The organism is Microbacterium sp. H83 (genome assembly GCF_001650405.1).
Taxonomy (GTDB): Bacteria; Actinomycetota; Actinomycetes; order Actinomycetales; family Microbacteriaceae; genus Microbacterium.
Genome location: NZ_LWCU01000001.1, coordinates 53,605 through 71,590, shown reverse-complemented (window position 1 = coordinate 71,590; position 17,986 = coordinate 53,605). Strand labels below are relative to the sequence as shown.

The window sequence follows — 17,986 nt, the reverse complement described above, 5'->3', positions numbered from 1 at the left end:
GTCATCCGCGATGGTCGGCGGGGGTCATCTCGCGGAAGCGCAGCCGCCGCGACGGATCGGGGAGGAGTGCGTGCCGCGGCATCGTCAGATATCGAGGGAGTCGCCCGGTTCGAGCACGGAGAACTCCCCGCCGCCCTGTTCCGTCGCCCACTGCAGACGCTGGCGATGCATGGTCTTGCCCGCCACGGACAGCGTCATGTCGTGCGTGCCGAACGCCCGGCGGGGCTTCACCGCGAGCACGTAGTCCATGGCCTCGCCGATCTTGAGCCACGGAGCTCCGAGGGGCGCGGCGAGAGTGTCGACCTGCACGTCCTCGGGCACGGCGTACGAGTCTCCGGGGTAGTAGAGGACATCGTCCACGAGCACGCCGACGTTCTCGACGACCGGCAGCGAGGAGTGGATCACCTCGTGTCGGCCGCCGAAGAAGCGGAGCGAGAAGGCGCCGACCTCGATCGTGTCCCCGGGCGCTACCACGACGATCTCGTACCCGGCGGCCGCGCTCGCGACGCCGGCGGGCGCGTAGATCGGCGTCCCCGGGGCGGCCCTCAGGATGCGGTCCAGGTGCTCGGGAGTCCAGTGGTCGGGGTGCTCGTGCGTGATGACCACCGCGACGAGTCCGGACAGATCGGCGAGGGGAGTGGTGAAGGAGCCGGGATCGATCAGGAGGACGTCGTCTCCCTTGTCGATGCGAAGGGCGGCATGTTCGAATTTCGTGACGCGCATGGGATGAGTCAACCCCTTCGGGAGCGGTGAGGCAAACCCTCGCGCGCGGCGCGCCACGCCCGGGAATCGATGAGCCGGGGCGCCGATTTGGCGACGCGAGAATCGTCGTGGCATACTTGAACAGTTGTCGCGGGACGGAAACGCCCCGCCAGACGGCCCCATCGTATAGCGGCCTAGTACGCCGCCCTCTCACGGCGGTAACGCGGGTTCGAATCCCGCTGGGGTCACACAACACGAAGAAAGCCCTCCGGTGCGCCGGGGGGCTTTCCTCGTTCTCCGGCGCGATGTGCCGCCGTGGCCCCGATCAGAGGGTCGGTGCTCGTCTCGAGTCGACGAGCACGACGGCCGCCGTCGTGCAGACGACAGCGATCGCGGCGAGCGGGAAGTCGAGTCCGTAGGCGGTGATCGCGATGATCGGAACCACGAAGAGCAGCACGGCGGTGACGGTCGCGGATCGTGCCTCGACACGCGGTGCGCCCTGAGCGGGGATCCTCTCGAACCGCACGAGCCACAGCGACAGCGCCCAGACCACCGCCAGGACGACGAGGAGGAAGACCGGTCGCGTCCACCACCACGCAGCGCTCCCCGGTGCCGGGAGGGGGAGGGGGAGCAGGAGCTGGACGCCGGTGAGCAGCATGATGACCGGTAGGTGCCACAGGTAGATCGTCATCAGACGCGATCCCACGACGAGCACGACGCCTTGAGCGATCCTGCTCGTCATGAGGTGCGTGAGGGGCGTGTGCAGCAGTGTGAGGGCCGCTGCCTGGATCACGGCGAGGAGGATCATCGGCGTCGTCGGCGGCCACTGGTTGGCCAGCATGTTCCACGAGTACCCGCCGAGTGAGACGAGTCCCCACAGCCCGCCGTAGCCCGCCGCGACGAGGAGCAGGAGCTGCCACCCGCGGCGGGCCGCGAACCACCCGTCGAAGAGGAAGAAGCCGATCTGCTGAGCGAACAGCCAGACGGCGATGATGTTCGGGATGCCGAACAGCTCCTGGCCGATTCCGTAGCCGGTCCCTGCGACGGGCGGGATGCCCAGGAGTCCGCCGATCACGGTGAAGCGGACGGCGTCCACGACGAGGGCGATGACGAGCAGCCCGAGCAGCACTCTCGGGCCGAACCGCTCGTGCAACCGCATCATCGCCGGTGCCAGGGCCTGCACGATCATGTACGCCGCGAGGAACCAGAGCGGCGAGCCGACCCCGATCGCGACGACGTCGACCAGCGCGGGGTCCACGCCGAGAAGACGCGTCACCCCCAGGGCGACGCTGAAGAACAGCAGCACGGGCAGCGCGGGTCGTGCCAGGCGCAGGAGGCGCACGCGCACGAAGTCGTCGACCGAGTCGCCCCTGGTCACCGCGGAGCGCCAGCCGGCGCGCGACGCGTATCCGCCGACGACGAAGAACAGCGGCATGATGTTCGCGATCCATGACGCCGCGGTGAACCACGGCTGCGCCTCGACGGTGCGCTCGATCAGGAGAGAGCCGTCGGGCAGGCGTCCGACGCCCGTGAACAGGATGTGCACGAACACCACGAGGAGCACGCAGGAGACGCGAGCCAGATCGAGCGTGAGGTCGCGTCCCGCGGGAACGGCGAGGGTCGTCTGATCCGTGGCGGCGCTGCTCATGCGGATGACTCTAGCGGCGGTCGGCTCGTCGACCCGGCATGCTGGCTCTCGTGATGCTCAGCCCTCGGAGGTGTCCGAGAGGCGGCCTCGCGAGCGCTCCCGACTGTTCCGCCGTGCGCGACGGAGCAGCCAGACGATCAGGACGACCACGGCGGCGACCCCCAGCCACGGGAGAACGAACCCCACGGCGATCACGAGGGCGTTGAGCGAGACCACGAGGCCGTTCCATCCCGCGAGCAGCCCGTCGCCGAACCCCGCAGGGTCGGCCGTGGTCGGCTCGAGAGCACGGGTCAGCTGCACCTGGAGGGTCGACAGGGAGACCTGATCCTCGAGTGCCGTCAGCTGCTGCTCATAGGATTCCAGCTGCGCCTGGCGGTCGGTGAGCGCGACCTCGGCCTCGATCAGCTCCGACACGCTCCCCGACTGGCTCATCAGCTCGGTGAGTCGCTGGACCGACGCACGGGTCGCGTCCACCCGAGCGCGCAGGTCGATGGCGGTCGACGTCACGTCCTGCTGGGAGATTGACGACGACACGACCTCGCCCGAGTCGGACAGGTCGTCGATCACGTCGGCGAGGGCGGCCGAAGGGACCCGGATGCTGATCCAGCCGTAGCCGGGATCGACCTGTGCAGGGTCGGATGTGCCGTCGATCGCGAGGCTCTTCCCGACCTCGGTGCTCTCCACGTACCCGCCTCGCGAGTCGGCGAGCGCCGCGATGTCGTCGGCCGCATCCGAGATGTCGTCCACTTCGACCGTCGCGGACGCCGTCGCGATGATCTCCCGGCCGGAGTCCTCGGCGGCGCCCGGCACCAGCGCGGAGCTCTCCGCCTGGTCGGTCGTCGCGCCGGGTGCGCTGCGATCGGGCGAGACCGCGCTCGACTCGGGCACCGCGCCGCCGGTGAGCGAGTAGCCGCCGTCCGCCGTGCTGCTCGCCCCTCCGCCGACCGCGTTCAGGAGGGGTGGAGTGACGAGCACCCCCACGGCGAAGGCGGCCGCGACCCCCACGCCGGTGAGCCAGCCGCGTCGGCGCGAGCGCGCGCGGGATCCCGAGGCCGGCGTGCGCGGTCGCTCGTCGGCGATCTCGTCGAACACCGCCTTCTCGATGCGGGTGATCGACGTGTCCGGGAGGTCCGGGAGCTCGTCTGTCGTCTGGTGGTTCATGCGTCGCTCGCTTCCTTCACGGCACCGCGCAGGCGGGTGCGGACTCGGGAGAGACGGTTCCGGACGATCGCGTGGCTCACGCCGAGCTCGTCGGCCGCTGCCTGGTAGGCGTAGCCCTCGCTCGCGCAGAGCCGGAAGATCGCGCGATCGAGCTCGCTCAGAGTGCCGACCTCTGCGGCGATGCGCTCGGCGAGCGCCGCGGTGATCACCTGCTCCTCGACGCTCACGGTCGACGGCAGGGCGTCATCGACCGCATCCGTCGTGTGCGCCTGATCCCGCCGGCGCTGCCGCAGGCGGTTCGCCGCCTGGAACCGGCAGATGGTCGCCAGCCACGGAAGGATCGACGTGCCCTGGAGCTCGAGCCCCGGCAGCTTGCGCCACGCGGTCACGAAGGTCTCCTGAGCCACGTCCTCGGCGTCGGCGGGAGAGCCGAGGATGCCGTGGGCGATCCAGTAGACCGGTCGGACATGGAGGCGGTACAGCTCGCGGAAGGCGCTCTCGTCGCCGGCCGCGGCCTGGGCCGCCCATTTCTGATCACTCGTCTGCGGCATCCTGATTCCGTTCGATGTCTCTCTCCCGGGAAGTGTCGACCTGAGCCCCATCGTCTCAGAATCCCGATCGCGGAACCGGCAGGGGAGCCGCACGGATGTTCCGCTCTCCGACGCCTGCTCTCCGCTAGCATGGGTGACGCGAGAGGGAGTATCCCGCAACCGCACCCACCGTCATCACGAGCACCGTCATCGCTGCTCCGGTCGTGCGACGCACTCCGTGCGTGGGAGAGACTTTCGATACCTCACGACCCCTCCTCCCGAAAGGCCACGTGCGCCCTTGGACATTCCCGTCTGGTTCGAGATCACCTCGATGATCGTCCTGTCGATCATCCTGATCGGCGACCTCCTCCTCATCCGGCTCCGTCCGCACATCCCGTCGACCAAGGAGTCGACGCTGTGGGTGGTCTTCTACGTCGCACTGGCGCTCCTGTTCGCCGTCATCCTCGGCAACGTGGCCGGATGGCGGAACGCCGGGGACTTCATCACCGGGTGGGCGCTCGAGTACAGCCTCTCGGTCGACAACCTCTTCGTGTTCGTGCTGATCATGGCGCAGTTCGCGGTGCCGCGACGTCTGCAGCAGCAGGTGCTCATGGTGGGCATCATCATCGCGCTGATCCTGCGCGGCGCGTTCATCCTCGTCGGCGTGACGGTCATCGAGCACTTCTCGCCGATCTTCTACATCTTCGGCGCCTTCCTCATCTACACCGCCATCAAGCAGGCGATGCCCGAAGGCGAGCACGAGGACGACGTCAAGCGCGAGAACTTCATCGTGCGACTGCTCCGCCGCCGCATCGACATCAGCGAGACCTACGACGGCTCGAAGATCCGCACGACCGTCGACGGCACGCGCATGTGGACGCCCATGATCATCGTGTTCATCACGATCGGCGTGACGGACCTGATCTTCGCGGTCGACTCGATCCCGGCCATCTTCGAGATCACCACGAACGGCTTCCTCGTCTTCGCGGCCAACATCTTCGCCCTCATGGGTCTGCGTCAGCTGTACTTCCTCCTCGGCGACCTGCTCGACCGCCTCCGCTACCTCCACTACGGCATCGCCGTGATCCTCGGATTCATCGGCGTCAAGCTGATCCTGGGTGCGCTGCGCGAGAACGAGCTGCCCTTCATCAACGGCGGCCGGCCCGTCGAGTGGGTGCCCGATATCGACAACCTGGTGTCCCTCGGAGTGATCCTCGTCTCCATGACCGTCGCGACGGTCGCCAGCCTCATCGCCTCGTCGCGGGAGAAGCGCGCGGAGCGCATCGCGCCGACGGCGAAGTAGCAGATCGGCTCTCGACGCCCGGGGTCACTCGGCCGCCCACAGCGCCTCGGCGTCGAGGGTCAGATCGATGACCTGACGCAGGAGGGCGCCGATCGTCGTGGACTGCAGCAGCGTGTACCGGTCGTACTCGCCCAGGGGCGCGATCGCCGCGAGCTGCCACGCGGCCGCCACCGGATCGTCCGACAGCTCGACGTCGGCATCCCATCCCGTGTCGAATCGCGCGAGCACGCGTCGGACGATCGCCTCCGCTTCGATGCGCACAGGGGCGAGCGCGTCGTTCCATGTCAGATCGGGCAGTGCGCGGAGCTCGGCCCTCGGGTAGGGATCATCGTCCGTCCACGAATCGACGGTGAACCGGGTCGTGCCGACCGCCACCGTGTGGAGGACGTCCGCGTCGGCCGCGACGCTCAGCAGCCGAGCCATCGTGCCGATGCGGCTGCGTCGATCACCGCCACCGACCTCGTGGCCGCGCTCGATGAGCACGACGCCGAACTGCGGGTCGTCCTCGTCGAGGAGACGGCCGATCATGGTGAGGTAGCGCGGTTCGAAGACACGGAGCGGCAACGGCGTGTGCGGGAAGAGCACGGAGCCGAGCGGGAACATCGGTGTCGCGGTCATGACCCCAGTCAACACCGCGAGACGTACAGTGAACAGATGCGCAGACCTCGTCCCGTCGTCCCCGGTCCCGGTCAGGAGTCCGTGTGGGACTACCCCCGACCGCCCCGGGTGGAGAGGGTCGACGACCGTGTCACGATCCGCCTGGGCGGCGGGCTGATCGCCGACACGCGCGATGCGGTGCGGGTGCTCGAGACGAGTCACCCTCCCGTCTACTACCTTCCGATGGACGCGTTCGTGGCAGGGGCGCTCGTGGACGCTCCCGGCTCCTCGTTCTGCGAGTTCAAGGGCGCCGCCCGTTATCTGGACGTCCGCGGCGGAGGCGAAGTGGCCGCCGGCGCGGCGTGGAACTATCCGCACCCGTCTGCGGGCTTCGAGGCTCTCACCGAGAGGGTCGCCGTGTATGCCGGTCCGATGGATCGATGCACGGTCGGTGACGAGGTGGTCGCGCCGCAGCCCGGTGGCTTCTACGGCGGGTGGGTCACCTCCTCGGTTGTCGGGCCCTTCAAGGGCGGGCCGGGGTCGCTCGGCTGGTAGAGCCGCCCCACGCAGGCGGAGCTCCGAGAGCCGGTCCTCGACTCAGAACGCGCGCAGGTTCGCCCGCAGGCCGCCGTCGACGTACTCCCGCCGGAGCACCCCACGCCGGCGCAGGACGGGAACCAGCTCGTCGAGTGTGCGGTGCAGGGTGACGGGATGGAAGTCGCCCCACAGCAGCACCCCGTCGTTGCCCCAGTCGCCGAGCTCCTCGATCAGGTCGGCGAACTCCTCGGCGGTGCCGACGAAGCCGGAGCGGTCGGACATCCGACCTGCGCGGGCGAGGGCGGTGAGATGAGCGCGCAGGGGGGCGTCCTCGTCCCGATCCCCGACCAGACGCTGGATGCTGCCGCGCGACACGTGCGCGCCGAAGATCGACGGATCGAGCGGCGCGTCGAGGTCGAGTGCGGTCAGGTCGGTCTCGAGATCGCTCGACTGCTTCCGCGCGATCTGCACGAGGGTCGCGTCGTCCGGATCCGCCGATGCCGCGACGATGCGGTCGGCCTCATCCGCGGACGGAGTGATCACCGGCTGGATCGCGAAGAGGATCTGGACGTCCTCCGGAACGCGCCCCGCCGCTCGGGCCGCGTCGTGGATCTTCGCGCGGTATGCCCGCACCGACGTCTCGGTGAGGGGGGCGAGCGCGAGCTGGACGTCGGAGTTCGCGCCCGCGAACCCGAGCCCCCTTCCTGATCCGCCGGGCGAGACGATCGCCGGCTCGCCGTCGGTGAACGGGATGGCGTTGAGGGGGCCGTCGAACGAGAAGTGCGGACCACGGTGCCGGACGGCGCGCAGTCGCGATCCGTCGGCGTAGACGTCCGTCTCGCGATCCGTGAGAAGAGCGCCGTCGTCCCAGCTCCGCCAGAGGGAGCGGATGCCGTCGAGCCATTCCTCGGCGCGATCGTAGGCTGCGTCGTGGTCGAGCTGCGGCTCGGCGGAGAAGTGTCGTGCGCTCCCGGTGTCGGTGACGACATTGAGACCGAGACGGTGCCCGCTCAGGTGCTGCAGCGTCGAGAACTGCCGAGCCGCGGTATAGGGAAGGGTCGCCGCCGGATTCACCGTCGGCACGATCCCGAGGTGGCGTGTGGCCTGGAACAGGTAGGGCGCGAGAAGGAGGGGATCGTGCTTGGGGCCGCCGAACGCGTGGCGCACGCGCAGATCGATCGTCTCCGCCGACCCGAGCGACGGGGCGTCCTCGATGATGACGAGATCGAATCCGGCCTGCTCGAGCGTGCGCGCCGCCTCCTGGTAGACCTCCGGACGCGTCCAGTCGTAGTCCCAGTCGAGCGAGGGATAGCCCCAGCCCTGCGGGCCGAACCCCCGGGCGAGGAACCAGCCGAAATGCTGGAGTCCGGTCATGCCGCCGCCTCGCCCACGGGCTCGAGGTCGGCGTGATCGAGCGTTCGGTCCACGACGCTGAGGACCCGATCGAGGTCCGCGAGGAGGTCGGCGACGTCCTCGATGCCGATCGAGAGGCGCAGGGTGCCGGGGCGGACGCCGAGGACAGCGCGCTCGTCCTCGGTGCGATGGGCATGGCTGGTGGTTCCGGGATGGAGCACGAGGGAACGCACGTCGCCGATGTGCGTCATGTGCGTGAACACGGAGACACCCTCGACGAACGTCCGCGCGGCATCGAGACCGCCGCGGAGGGTGAACGTGAAGATCGATCCGTGTCCGTTGTGCAGGTAGCGGGCGGAGAGCGCATGATCCGGATGCGTCTCCAGACCGACGTAGTCCACGCTCTCGACGGCGTCATGCGCGGAGAGCCACCGTGCGACCTCGAGGGCGTTGAGGGACTGCCGCTCGACCCGGAGGCCGAGGGTCTCGGCGCCCTGACCGATGAGGAACGCGTTGAGGGGCGAGGGCGACGCGCCGAACCGCGGAGCCACGGACTCCCGCGCGTACGCGATCCGGGCACGTCCGCCGTGACGCGCGGCGACACTCGCCAGCCCGCCGCGACCGGGGAGCACGAGGTGGGGCGCGTTGTGGCCGGCTGCGGTCGCGTCGAAGCGACCGTCGTCGATGATGACGCCGCCGAGCACCGACCCGTGGCCGGCGAGGAACTTGGACGCGGAGTGCACCACGATCGACGCCCCGTGCTCGAGGGGTCGCACGAGATACGGGGTGGCGAGCGTGTTGTCGACGATCAGGGGCACCGCGAACTCGTCGCCGACGGCGCTGACGGCGGCGATGTCGAGGATGTCGTTGCGCGCGTTCGCGATCGATTCGGCGAAGAGGGCGCGGGTGTTCGGGCGGATCGCCGCGCGCCAGGCCTCCGGGTCGCCGATCTCGTCGATGAACGTCGTCTCGATGCCGAGACGGGCGAGGTTGTCGAGGAGGAGTCCGCGCGTGCCCTCGTAGATGTGGGTCGAGGACACGATGTGGTCGCCCGCGCCGGCGACGGTGAGGAAGGCCGTGACGACCGCCGCCTGCCCGCTCGCGACCAGAACGGCATCGGCGCCGCCTTCGAGGGCGGCGAGCTGCCGTTCGACGGCGTGGACCGTCGGATTGCCGGTGCGCGTGTACCCGAAGCCGGCGCCGGTGCCGAAGTGGCCGGCGGCGTGGTCGAAGTCGTCGAACTCGAACCCGGCGGTCAGGTAGATCGGCATCGCGCGCGACGATGCGGTGCCCTGGTTGCGGGCGGCGTGGACCGCCCTCGTGGCGAAGCCGGTGGTCTCGACGGTCATGCGGGTGCCTCTCGGTGCAGCGGGTGACAGTAGAGTGTCACGCCGTGACTCGCACCGCAGAAGCGGTGGTAACCTGACGTCATGCGGATCGTGCTCCTTCTTAGCGGCCGCGACGAGACCTCGTTCTGAGCCCCTCCTCGTCGCGGAGTCCATCGTGGGCCGAACCGCCATCCCCAGGAGATACGCAATGAACACCCCCGCAGCAGACTCTGCCTCCGCACCCCGCAGGACCCTCGCCGAGAAGGTCTGGGACGATCACCTCGTCGTCAAGGGCGAGAACGGCGAGCCCGACCTCCTCTACATCGACCTGCACCTCGTTCACGAGGTCACGAGCCCTCAGGCGTTCGATGGACTGCGGGCGGAGAACCGCCCCCTGCGTCGTCTGGATCTCACGATCGCCACGGAGGACCACAACACCCCGACCTGGGAGATCGACAAGCCGATCGCCGACCTCACCAGCCGCACCCAGATCGAGACGCTGCGCCGCAACGCCGCCGAGTTCGGCGTCCGCCTGCACTCCCTGGGGGACGCGGAGCAGGGCATCGTCCACGTGGTCGGACCCCAGCTGGGCCTCACCATGCCGGGCATCACCGTGGTGTGCGGCGACTCCCACACCTCGACCCACGGCGCGTTCGGCGCGATGGCGTTCGGCATCGGCACGAGCGAGGTCGAGCACGTGATGGCCACGCAGACGCTGCCGCTCAAGCCGTTCAAGACCATGGCGATCACGGTCGAGGGGACGCTGCGACCGGGCGTCACGGCGAAGGACATCATCCTGGCCGTCATCGCCAAGATCGGCACCGGCGGTGGGCAGGGCTACGTGCTGGAGTACCGGGGCAGCGCGATCCGCGCGCTGTCGATGGAAGGCCGCATGACGATCTGCAACATGTCCATCGAAGCGGGTGCCCGCGCCGGGATGGTGGCGCCGGACGAGACGACGTTCGCGTACCTCGAAGGCCGTCCGCATGCGCCGAAGGGACAGGACTGGGACGACGCGGTCGCCTACTGGCGCACTCTCCCGACGGATGACGGCGCGGTCTTCGACGCCGAGGTCTTCATCGACGCCGACGAGCTCGAGCCGTTCGTGACCTGGGGCACGAACCCCGGTCAGGGAAGCTCGCTCTCTGCATCCGTGCCCGACCCGGCCGAGATCGCGGACCCGAACGAGCGCGCCGCTGCGGAGCGGGCACTGGAGTACATGGATCTCACTCCGGGCACCCCGCTCAAGGAGGTGCCGGTGGACGCCGTCTTCATGGGCTCGTGCACCAACAGCCGCATCGAGGACCTCCGCGCATTCGCGTCGATCATCGAGGGGAAGAAGAAGGCGGACGGAGTCCGCGTCATGGTCGTCCCCGGCTCGGCGAGGGTCCGCCTCGAGGCCGAGGCCGAGGGGCTCGACCGGATCATCAAGGACTTCGGCGCGGAGTGGCGATTCGCCGGGTGCTCGATGTGCCTCGGCATGAATCCCGATCAGCTCGCGCCGGGGGAGCGCTGCGCGTCGACGTCGAACCGCAACTTCGAGGGGCGCCAGGGCAAGGGCGGCCGCACGCACCTCGTGTCGCCGCTCGTCGCCGCAGCGACGGCGATCCGCGGCACCCTGTCGAGCCCCGGCGACCTGACGGAGGGTGTGCCCGTGGGCACCGCCGCAGGCGCGACCACGGACGGAGTCATCTGATGGAGAAGTTCACGACGCACACCGGCGTCGCCGCGCCGCTGAAGCGGTCCAACGTCGACACCGACCAGATCATCCCCGCGGTCTTCCTCAAGCGGGTCACCAAGACCGGCTTCGAGGACGCTCTGTTCCACGGCTGGCGCCAGGAGGACGACTTCGTCCTCAACCAGCAGCCGTTCCAGGGCGCCTCCGTCCTGGTCGCCGGACCCGACTTCGGCACGGGGTCGAGCCGCGAGCACGCCGTGTGGGCGCTCCGCGACTTCGGTTTCAAGGTCGTGCTCAGCCCGCGGTTCGCCGACATCTTCCGCGGCAACTCGGGCAAGCAGGGACTCCTCGCGGCCACGATCTCAGAAGCGGATCTCGAGCGCATCTGGGCCGAGATCGACCGGGATCCCGGCGTCCGCATCACCGTCGACCTCGAGGCGCGAACCGCCTCGATCGGCGACGTCCAGGCCGACATCGGTATCGACGATTACACTAGATGGCGGCTCCTCGAAGGGCTCGATGACATCGGGCTCACGCTGCGCAACGAAGACAAGATCGCGCAGTTCGAGGCCCGTCGCGAGTCGTGGCGGCCCCGGACCCTTCCCGTTCAGTGAACGGAGGGGCGGGGGAGCAGAGGGCGACCCGCCCCGAATTCCGTTGAACGAAGTGAGGCCCGAATGACGACACCTGTGCGCGACGCTCTCCCGGACGGAGTTCCCCCACTCACCGGAGACGTCCTCGCCATTCGCGGAGGGCGCCCGCTTCGCGGGCGGGTCGATGTCAAGGGTGCGAAGAACCTGGCGACCAAGGCCATGGTCGCCACGCTCCTGGGCGAGACCGCGAGCACCCTGCGCGACGTGCCGGACCTCAGCGACGTCGCCGTCGTGCGCTCGCTCCTCGAGGTCCACGGCGTGCAGGTCGTGCCGGGCGACGAGCCCGGATCCCTCGTGTTCGATCCCAGCGGAGTGGAATCCGCGCACTTCGAGGAGATCGACGCGCACGCCGGCGCGTCCCGCATCCCGATCCTGTTCTGCGGCCCTCTCCTGCACCGCCTGGGCCAGGCGTTCATCCCCGACCTCGGCGGATGCCGCATCGGCGACCGCCCGATCGACTTCCACCTCGACGCCCTGCGCAAGTTCGGCGCGATCGTCGAGAAGCTGCCGAGCGGCATCCGGCTCTCCACGGGCGGCAACCGCCTGCACGGAGCGAAGATCCACCTGCCCTACCCGAGCGTCGGGGCGACCGAGCAGGTCCTGCTCACGGCGGTCAGGGCCGAGGGCACGACCGAACTGCGCAACGCGGCGATCGAGCCCGAGATCATGGATCTCATCGCCGTCCTGCAGAAGATGGGCGCGATCATCTCGTACGAGCCCAACCGCGTCATCCTCATCGAGGGCGTCGAGAAGCTCCGCGGATACGACCACCGCTCGATCTTCGACCGCAACGAGGCCGCGTCCTGGGCGTCGGCCGCTCTGGCCACTGACGGGGAGATCTTCGTCGGCGGGGCCAAGCAGCAGGAGATGCTCACGTTCCTCAACGTCTTCCGCAAGGCCGGCGGCTGGTTCGACATCCAGGAGGACGGCATCCTGTTCCGTCGCGAGGGCGAGCTCAAGCCCGTCGTCGTCGAGACCGACGTCCACCCCGGATTCATGACCGACTGGCAGCAGCCGCTCGTCGTGGCGCTGACGCAGGCGCACGGGCGCTCCGTGGTGCATGAGACGGTCTACGAGAACCGCATGGGCTTCACCGAGGCCCTGGTGAAGATGGGGGCCGACATCGTCGTGCACCCTCGCGGGCTCCAGGACGGACCGCGACGGGTTCCCCGCCGCGATCTCGAGCAGGCCGCCGTCATCACGGGTCCGACGCCCCTGCACGGCGCCGACATCGTCGTCCCCGACCTGCGCGGCGGCTACAGCCATGTCATCGCCGCTCTGACGGCGGAGGGGGAGTCGAAGGTCTCCGGCGTCGACATCCTCAGCCGCGGATACGAGAAGTTCCTCGCCAAGCTCGACGCCCTCGGCGCCGACTTCGACGTCATCCGGTGACGGGCATGGGTTCCCGGTCCGCCGAGACCACGCGGCCGAGCCTGTTCTGGCCGCTCGCGGCGATCGTCATCCCGCTCATCTCGCTGCTCGCGAAGATCAGGATCACGGGACGGGAGAAGCTGCCGCGCGACGGGGCGTTCGTGCTGGCGCCGAACCACTACTCGGAGTTCGACCCGTTGATCGTGGCTGTCGCCGTCTGGCGGATCGGACGCGCACCCCGCTTCATGGCGAAGGAGAGCCTGTTCCGCGTGCCGGTGCTCGGGTGGGTGCTGCGCGCCACCGGGATGGTGCCGGTCGCGCGCTCGTCATCGGCGTCCGCCGCCAAGCAGACCATCCGCCAGTCGGAGGAGCTCGTCGAGCACGGCCGTGGCGTGATCGTGTACCCGGAGGGCACGCTCACCCGCGACCCCGACATGTGGCCGATGCGCGGCAAGTCGGGCGCGGTGCGACTGGCACTCGCCGACGGCATCCCGCTGATCCCGATGGCGCACTGGGGCACCCAGGAGATCATGGGGCGCTATCAGAAGGGCCTCAGCCTCTGGCCGCTCCGCAAGCGGGTGGATGTGGTGATCGGCGACCCCGTCGACGTCTCCGACCTGCGCGGACGCGCCACCGAGGCGGCGGCGCTGAACGAGGCGACGACCCGTCTCATGAACGCGATCACGGCGCTCCTCGAGGGGCTCCGTGACGAGAAGGCTCCTGCCGAACGCTGGAATCCGGCGTCGCACGGACAGAAGGAGACGGGGCGCCTTGACTCCTAAGCGGACGACAGCGGTGGGTCCTCGCGTCGCCGTGGTCGGCGCCGGCAGCTGGGGGACGACCTTCGGGAAGATCCTCGCCGACGGCGGCGCTCACGTCACGATGTGGGCTCGGCGAGCCGAGCTCGCGCATGAGATCGACGAGGCGAAGCGCAACTCCCGGTACCTCCCCGGCATCAACCTGCCCCGCACGATGGCCGCGACGCATGAGCTTGCCCTGGCCGTCCGCGAGGTCGACCAGGTGTACCTGTCGGTGCCGAGCCAGTCCCTGCGCGAGAACCTCAAGGCGCTGCGACCGCTGCTCGCGGACAGCGACGCAAAGATCGTCAGCCTCATGAAGGGCGTCGAGCGCAGCACCGGTCTGCGCATGAGCCAGGTCATCGAGCAGGAGCTCCGCTGCGACCCCGACCGCATCGCGGTGGCATCCGGGCCCAATCTCGCGCTCGAGATCGCCAGGGAGCAGCCCACTGCGGCGGTGATCTCCTCTCGCAGCCAGGAGACGGCCGAGGAGGTGGCGCGCGCCGCGCGCAACGACTACTTCCGCACCTTCGTCAACACCGACGTCATCGGGACGGAGTTCGGCGGTGTGCTGAAGAACCTCATCGCCGTGGCGATCGGCATCGTCGACGGCGTCGGGTACGGCGAGAACACGAAGGCCTCGATCATCACGCGCGGCCTCGTCGAGATGACGGACTTCGCGGTCGCCAACGGCGCGCACCCCGAGACGCTGCAGGGACTCGCCGGCCTCGGCGACCTGATCGCGACCTGCCAGTCGCCCCTCAGCCGCAACAACACGGCCGGGCGCCTGCTCGGCCAGGGATACAGCTTCCAGGACGTCGTGAAGCAGATGCAGCAGACCGCCGAGGGCCTCGCGTCCGTCGCGCCCGTGCTGCAGCTCGCTCGCGAGTCCGAGGTGTACATGCCCATCGTCGAGCAGGTGAAGATGGTGCTCGACGGGAAGATGGACCCCCGCGACATCGCACCCCACCTGACGACGGACGACGACACCCCTCAGGGTGAGAGGACCAACCATGGACAAGCAGACGGTGGTGGTGCTCTTCGGCGGGCGCTCCAGCGAGCACTCGATCAGCTCCGCAACGGCGGGAGGGGTGCTGGGCGCGATCGATCGTGATCGTTACGACGTGATCCCGGTCGGGATCACGCGCGAGGGCGCCTTCGTGCTCGAGGACGACGACCCCGCGAAGTTCCCGCTCGACGCCGCGCATCTGCCAGAGGTGGTCGACAACGGCACGCGCGTGCTGTGGCCCGAGCCCGGCGGCGACCGCACGCTGCGCGTGGTGCAGGCCGACGGCGTGACGGCGAGTCTCGGCGCGATCGACATCGTCCTGCCGATCCTGCACGGTCCCCATGGCGAGGACGGGACCATCCAGGGGTACTTCGACACTCTCGAGGTCCCGTATGCAGGTGGCGGCGTGCTCGACTCGGCGCTGTGCATGGACAAGCACTTCATGAAGATCGCACTGCAGGCGGCGGGCATCGCCGTGGCGCCGTGGGTCACCGTGCGCGCGCGTCAGTGGGCGCAGGATCCGGCCGGCGTCCGCGCGGCGGCCGCCGAACTCGCGCTCCCGCTGTTCGTGAAGCCGGCGCGAGCGGGCTCCAGCGTCGGCGTCTCGAAGGTCGAGTCGGCAGAGGATCTCGACGCCGCGCTCGCGGTCGCGTTCGCGGAAGACGACAAGGTCCTCATCGAGACGGGCGTCTCCGGCCGCGAGATCGAGGTCGCGATCCTCGAGGGCGCGGACGGCGTCAGGGCGTCGCTCCCGGGAGAGATCGTGCTCACCTCGCGCGGATTCTACGACTTCGAGGGCAAGTACCTCGGCGGCGACGGGGTCGACGTGGTGTGCCCCGCCGTGCTGTCGGAGGACGAGACCGCGGCCATCCAGGCCGCCGGGATCGCGGCGTTCGACGCGGTCGACGGACGCGGCCTGGCCCGGGTAGACATGTTCCTCACGCCCGCCGGCGACCTCGTCGTCAACGAACTCAACACGATGCCCGGATTCACGCCGATCTCGATGTTCCCGAAGTGCTGGGTCGCCTCGGGTCTCGGCTACGGCGACCTCATCTCCGAGCTCATCGAAGCGGGCCTGCGGCGCTGATGCGCCCGGGGGACGCGGGAGCCCGAGGGATCAGCCCTCTCCCGCGGCTCCGCCGGCGTCCGCGCCACCCGTCGGCACGCGGTCGGTGCAGTTCGCCGTGGCGGGTTGCATCCCCGCACGGATGCTGGTGGTGAGGCTCTCGACGACCGTGCGGAAATCGATCTCCTCGCCGCGTCGGATGACGACCTCGATGGCCGGCTCGCGACCGTACGTCACGAGACGCTGCCGCTCCTCCTCCTGATCGAGGACGAGCCAGTCGACGTTGCCGATCGTCGTGCACACCTCGGTGGACGGGGCGGGAGGCTCGACGCCGCACCGCAGCACGACGGTCGGCTCGCCCCAGGCACCGGTCGCCTGCGCGTCGGTCCAGACCCGGTCGAGGTCGCCGACCGCGTCGGGGAGGAGCACGGAGATCTCGGCGCACGCCGGGTCGTTGGCGTCGGCGGCGGGCTCGAGGTGGATCGTGGTCGAGCAGCCGGCGAGGACGGCGACGACGGCCAGGGCACCCGCGACGACGGTGAGACGGCGAGTTCGGGGCATGCATCCAGGCTACCTTTGACTCCATGCCCTCCCGACCCGTCGACGATGATCCGCGCCTCGGCGATCTCTCCGAAGGGGAGGTCCTCCGCGCGATCCTGGCGCGCACGGCGCCGGCGAGCCATGCGATGATCGGCCCCGGCGACGATGCGGCCGTGATCGCCGCGCCGTCGGGATCCGTCGTCGCGACGACGGACACGCTCGTGCACGGCCCCGACTTCCGGCTCGCGTGGTCGAGCGGCTACGACCTCGGCTGGAAGGCGGCGGCCGTCAATCTGGCCGACGTCGCGGCCATGGGCGCCCGACCGACGGCTCTGCTGGTGGCGCTGGCGATCCCGCGCGATCTGCGGCTCTCGTTCGTCGAGCGCCTCGCCGACGGGTTCCGCGAGGCGTGTGCGGCGCTGGCGCCCGGCTGCGCGGTGGTCGGCGGTGATCTGACCGTGTCGGACGTGCTCACCGTCGCGGTGACGGCGCTCGGGGATCTCGAGGGCAGAGCGGCCGTAACCCGGAGCGGTGCCCGACCGGGAGACGTGGTGGCGGTCGCCGGCGAGCTCGGTCATGCGGCACGAGGGCTCGGCATCCTCTTCGCCCGATTCCGTGACGGGGAGACCCCGGTTCCGGTGGATCCGGCGCTGCTCGCCGACGGCGAGCGGGCGGCGCTGGATGCTCAGCTGCGCCCGTCCCCTCCGATCGGGTTGGGCCCGTTCGCGGCGACTGCCGGTGCCACGGCCATGATGGACATCTCCGACGGCCTCGCGATCGACGCCGCTCGCCTGGCGGACGCATCGACCGTCACTCTCGCTCTCGACGGCGGTTCGCTCGGCCCCGATCCGCGGCGCGCTCTGGCGGGCGGTGAGGATCATGCTCTTCTGGCGACGTTCCCGCCGGACGTGATGGCTCCGGGCTTCCGTGTCATCGGGCGCGTGCAGGAGCGCTCACCGGAGTCGCTCCTGCTCGACGGCGCTGCCGTGGACATCACGGGGTGGGACCCCTACCGGGATTGGGATTCCGCCGCCGGATGACGCGACGGCGCGGAGGCGACAGACCCGCCCCGGTGCAGTTTCAGGGCGCGGGGGGCGCGGGCTCGGCCCACCAGAGCGTGGTGTCGCCGTAGGTCTTCTCCCTGACCGGCTCCAGCCCGGCGGCGCGCAGGTCGGGCGGGGTCGACCTCCTGGCCCGTTCGACGATGACGAGCGCGCCGGGGGAGAGCAGGCGCGCGAGGCCGACGAGGTCGGCGGTCATGGCGTCGTCGGCCAGGTCGTACGGCGGATCCGAGAACACGAGGTCGTACGGGCCCGACGCGCGCTGCAGGAACGAGCGCACCGTGCTCTCGTGGACCCGGGCCGCGCTCGGTCTACCGGCCTTCGCGATCACGGCGGCGTTCCTCCGCACGACGGCGGCCGCTGCCCGGCCCTGCTCGACGAGGTCGGCCGACGACGCTCCTCGGCTCAGCGCCTCGAGTCCGAGCGCTCCGGACCCCGCATACAGATCGAGCACGCGGGCGCCGACGAGCGCGCCCGAGGACTCCAGGGATCCGAAGAGGGACTCCCGCACCCGGTCGCTCGTCGGCCGCGTCCCTGACTGCGGCACGTCCAGTCGCGCACCTCGCGCCGTGCCGGCGATGATCCTCGTCACCCGTTCACGATACGACAGGGTCGCCGATCGTCGCGTTGTCGGCGGCGCCTCCTAGACTCG

Annotated in this window: 18 protein-coding genes and 1 tRNA gene; 10 read left to right on the top strand and 9 right to left on the bottom strand. The window is 69.8% G+C overall.

Features of this window, described 5'->3' with window-relative positions; translation table 11 throughout:
• Positions 1–84 precede the first annotated feature (84 nt).
• Complete coding sequence (locus A4X16_RS00375) at positions 85–723, bottom strand: MBL fold metallo-hydrolase (RefSeq protein ID WP_067114876.1); 639 nt, start codon at positions 721–723, stop codon at positions 85–87.
• 154 nt (positions 724–877) lie between these two features.
• Between A4X16_RS00375 and A4X16_RS00370 the strand changes: the two genes are divergently transcribed.
• A tRNA-Glu gene (locus A4X16_RS00370) sits at positions 878–950 on the top strand.
• 77 nt (positions 951–1,027) lie between these two features.
• On the opposite strand, the gene A4X16_RS00365 is transcribed toward A4X16_RS00370, so the two are convergent.
• The 3 genes from A4X16_RS00365 to A4X16_RS00355 are packed head-to-tail and all read right to left on the bottom strand — an operon-like array spanning position 1,028 to position 4,062.
• A complete protein-coding gene (locus A4X16_RS00365) occupies positions 1,028–2,350 on the bottom strand; it encodes an acyltransferase family protein (protein WP_067114874.1) in 1,323 nt (440 codons plus the stop codon).
• 57 nt (positions 2,351–2,407) lie between these two features.
• Complete coding sequence (locus tag A4X16_RS00360; protein ID WP_067114872.1) at positions 2,408–3,511, bottom strand: DUF4349 domain-containing protein; 1,104 nt, start codon at positions 3,509–3,511, stop codon at positions 2,408–2,410.
• Positions 3,508–4,062: an RNA polymerase sigma factor gene (locus A4X16_RS00355; protein WP_067114868.1), complete on the bottom strand. Its 555-nt coding sequence runs from the start codon at positions 4,060–4,062 to the stop codon at positions 3,508–3,510. Before A4X16_RS00355 ends, A4X16_RS00360 begins: the two co-directional genes overlap by 4 nt.
• A 277-nt stretch (positions 4,063–4,339) precedes the next feature.
• Here A4X16_RS00355 and A4X16_RS00350 point away from each other — a divergent pair, with 277 nt between their 5' ends.
• Positions 4,340–5,344, top strand: a complete 1,005-nt coding sequence (locus A4X16_RS00350) for a TerC/Alx family metal homeostasis membrane protein (protein ID WP_067114866.1) — start codon at positions 4,340–4,342, stop codon at positions 5,342–5,344.
• 24 nt (positions 5,345–5,368) lie between these two features.
• Here the strand turns inward: A4X16_RS00350 and A4X16_RS00345 are convergent, their stop codons facing one another.
• Positions 5,369–5,962, bottom strand: coding sequence for an LON peptidase substrate-binding domain-containing protein (locus tag A4X16_RS00345; RefSeq protein ID WP_067114865.1), 594 nt, complete (start codon positions 5,960–5,962; stop codon positions 5,369–5,371).
• A 36-nt stretch (positions 5,963–5,998) separates the two neighbouring features.
• On the opposite strand from A4X16_RS00345, the gene A4X16_RS00340 reads away from it, so the two are divergent.
• Positions 5,999–6,496, top strand: coding sequence for a DUF427 domain-containing protein (locus A4X16_RS00340; RefSeq protein ID WP_067114864.1), 498 nt, complete (start codon positions 5,999–6,001; stop codon positions 6,494–6,496).
• Positions 6,497–6,538: 42 nt separating this feature from the next.
• Here A4X16_RS00340 and A4X16_RS00335 read toward each other — a convergent pair whose 3' ends face one another.
• Together A4X16_RS00335 and A4X16_RS00330 are read right to left on the bottom strand one after the other, a co-directional pair.
• Positions 6,539–7,852, bottom strand: a complete 1,314-nt coding sequence (locus A4X16_RS00335; RefSeq protein WP_067114863.1) for an LLM class flavin-dependent oxidoreductase — start codon at positions 7,850–7,852, stop codon at positions 6,539–6,541.
• On the bottom strand, positions 7,849–9,180 hold the full coding sequence (locus tag A4X16_RS00330; protein WP_067114861.1) for an O-acetylhomoserine aminocarboxypropyltransferase/cysteine synthase family protein: 1,332 nt from the start codon (positions 9,178–9,180) through the stop codon (positions 7,849–7,851). The genes A4X16_RS00335 and A4X16_RS00330 overlap by 4 nt, the downstream gene beginning before the upstream one ends.
• A 187-nt stretch (positions 9,181–9,367) precedes the next feature.
• Between A4X16_RS00330 and leuC the strand changes: the two genes are divergently transcribed.
• From leuC to A4X16_RS00300, 6 genes are all read left to right on the top strand, one after another.
• Complete coding sequence (gene leuC, locus A4X16_RS00325) at positions 9,368–10,855, top strand: 3-isopropylmalate dehydratase large subunit (RefSeq protein WP_067114859.1); 1,488 nt, start codon at positions 9,368–9,370, stop codon at positions 10,853–10,855.
• On the top strand, positions 10,855–11,451 hold the full coding sequence (leuD, locus tag A4X16_RS00320; protein ID WP_067114857.1) for a 3-isopropylmalate dehydratase small subunit: 597 nt from the start codon (positions 10,855–10,857) through the stop codon (positions 11,449–11,451). Before leuC ends, leuD begins: the two co-directional genes overlap by 1 nt.
• Positions 11,452–11,514: 63 nt before the next feature.
• Positions 11,515–12,882: a UDP-N-acetylglucosamine 1-carboxyvinyltransferase gene (gene murA, locus A4X16_RS00315; RefSeq protein WP_067114855.1), complete on the top strand. Its 1,368-nt coding sequence runs from the start codon at positions 11,515–11,517 to the stop codon at positions 12,880–12,882.
• 5 nt (positions 12,883–12,887) lie between these two features.
• Positions 12,888–13,643: a lysophospholipid acyltransferase family protein gene (locus tag A4X16_RS00310; RefSeq protein WP_067115280.1), complete on the top strand. Its 756-nt coding sequence runs from the start codon at positions 12,888–12,890 to the stop codon at positions 13,641–13,643.
• Positions 13,633–14,772: an NAD(P)H-dependent glycerol-3-phosphate dehydrogenase gene (locus A4X16_RS00305; protein WP_067114853.1), complete on the top strand. Its 1,140-nt coding sequence runs from the start codon at positions 13,633–13,635 to the stop codon at positions 14,770–14,772. Before A4X16_RS00310 ends, A4X16_RS00305 begins: the two co-directional genes overlap by 11 nt.
• Positions 14,672–15,754 carry a D-alanine--D-alanine ligase family protein gene (locus A4X16_RS00300; protein ID WP_067114851.1) on the top strand — a complete coding sequence of 361 codons (1,083 nt, stop codon included), beginning with the start codon at positions 14,672–14,674 and terminating at the stop codon, positions 15,752–15,754. The genes A4X16_RS00305 and A4X16_RS00300 overlap by 101 nt, the downstream gene beginning before the upstream one ends.
• 30 nt (positions 15,755–15,784) lie before the next feature.
• On the opposite strand, the gene A4X16_RS00295 is transcribed toward A4X16_RS00300, so the two are convergent.
• Positions 15,785–16,294, bottom strand: coding sequence for a DUF3515 family protein (locus A4X16_RS00295; RefSeq protein ID WP_067114849.1), 510 nt, complete (start codon positions 16,292–16,294; stop codon positions 15,785–15,787).
• Positions 16,295–16,317: 23 nt separating this feature from the next.
• On the opposite strand from A4X16_RS00295, the gene thiL reads away from it, so the two are divergent.
• Entirely contained in the window at positions 16,318–17,313 is a 996-nt protein-coding gene (thiL, locus tag A4X16_RS00290) for a thiamine-phosphate kinase (RefSeq protein ID WP_067114847.1), read from the top strand.
• A 40-nt stretch (positions 17,314–17,353) separates the two neighbouring features.
• Here the strand turns inward: thiL and rsmD are convergent, their stop codons facing one another.
• Positions 17,354–17,926, bottom strand: coding sequence for a 16S rRNA (guanine(966)-N(2))-methyltransferase RsmD (gene rsmD / locus A4X16_RS00285; protein WP_067114845.1), 573 nt, complete (start codon positions 17,924–17,926; stop codon positions 17,354–17,356).
• Positions 17,927–17,986 lie beyond the last annotated feature (60 nt).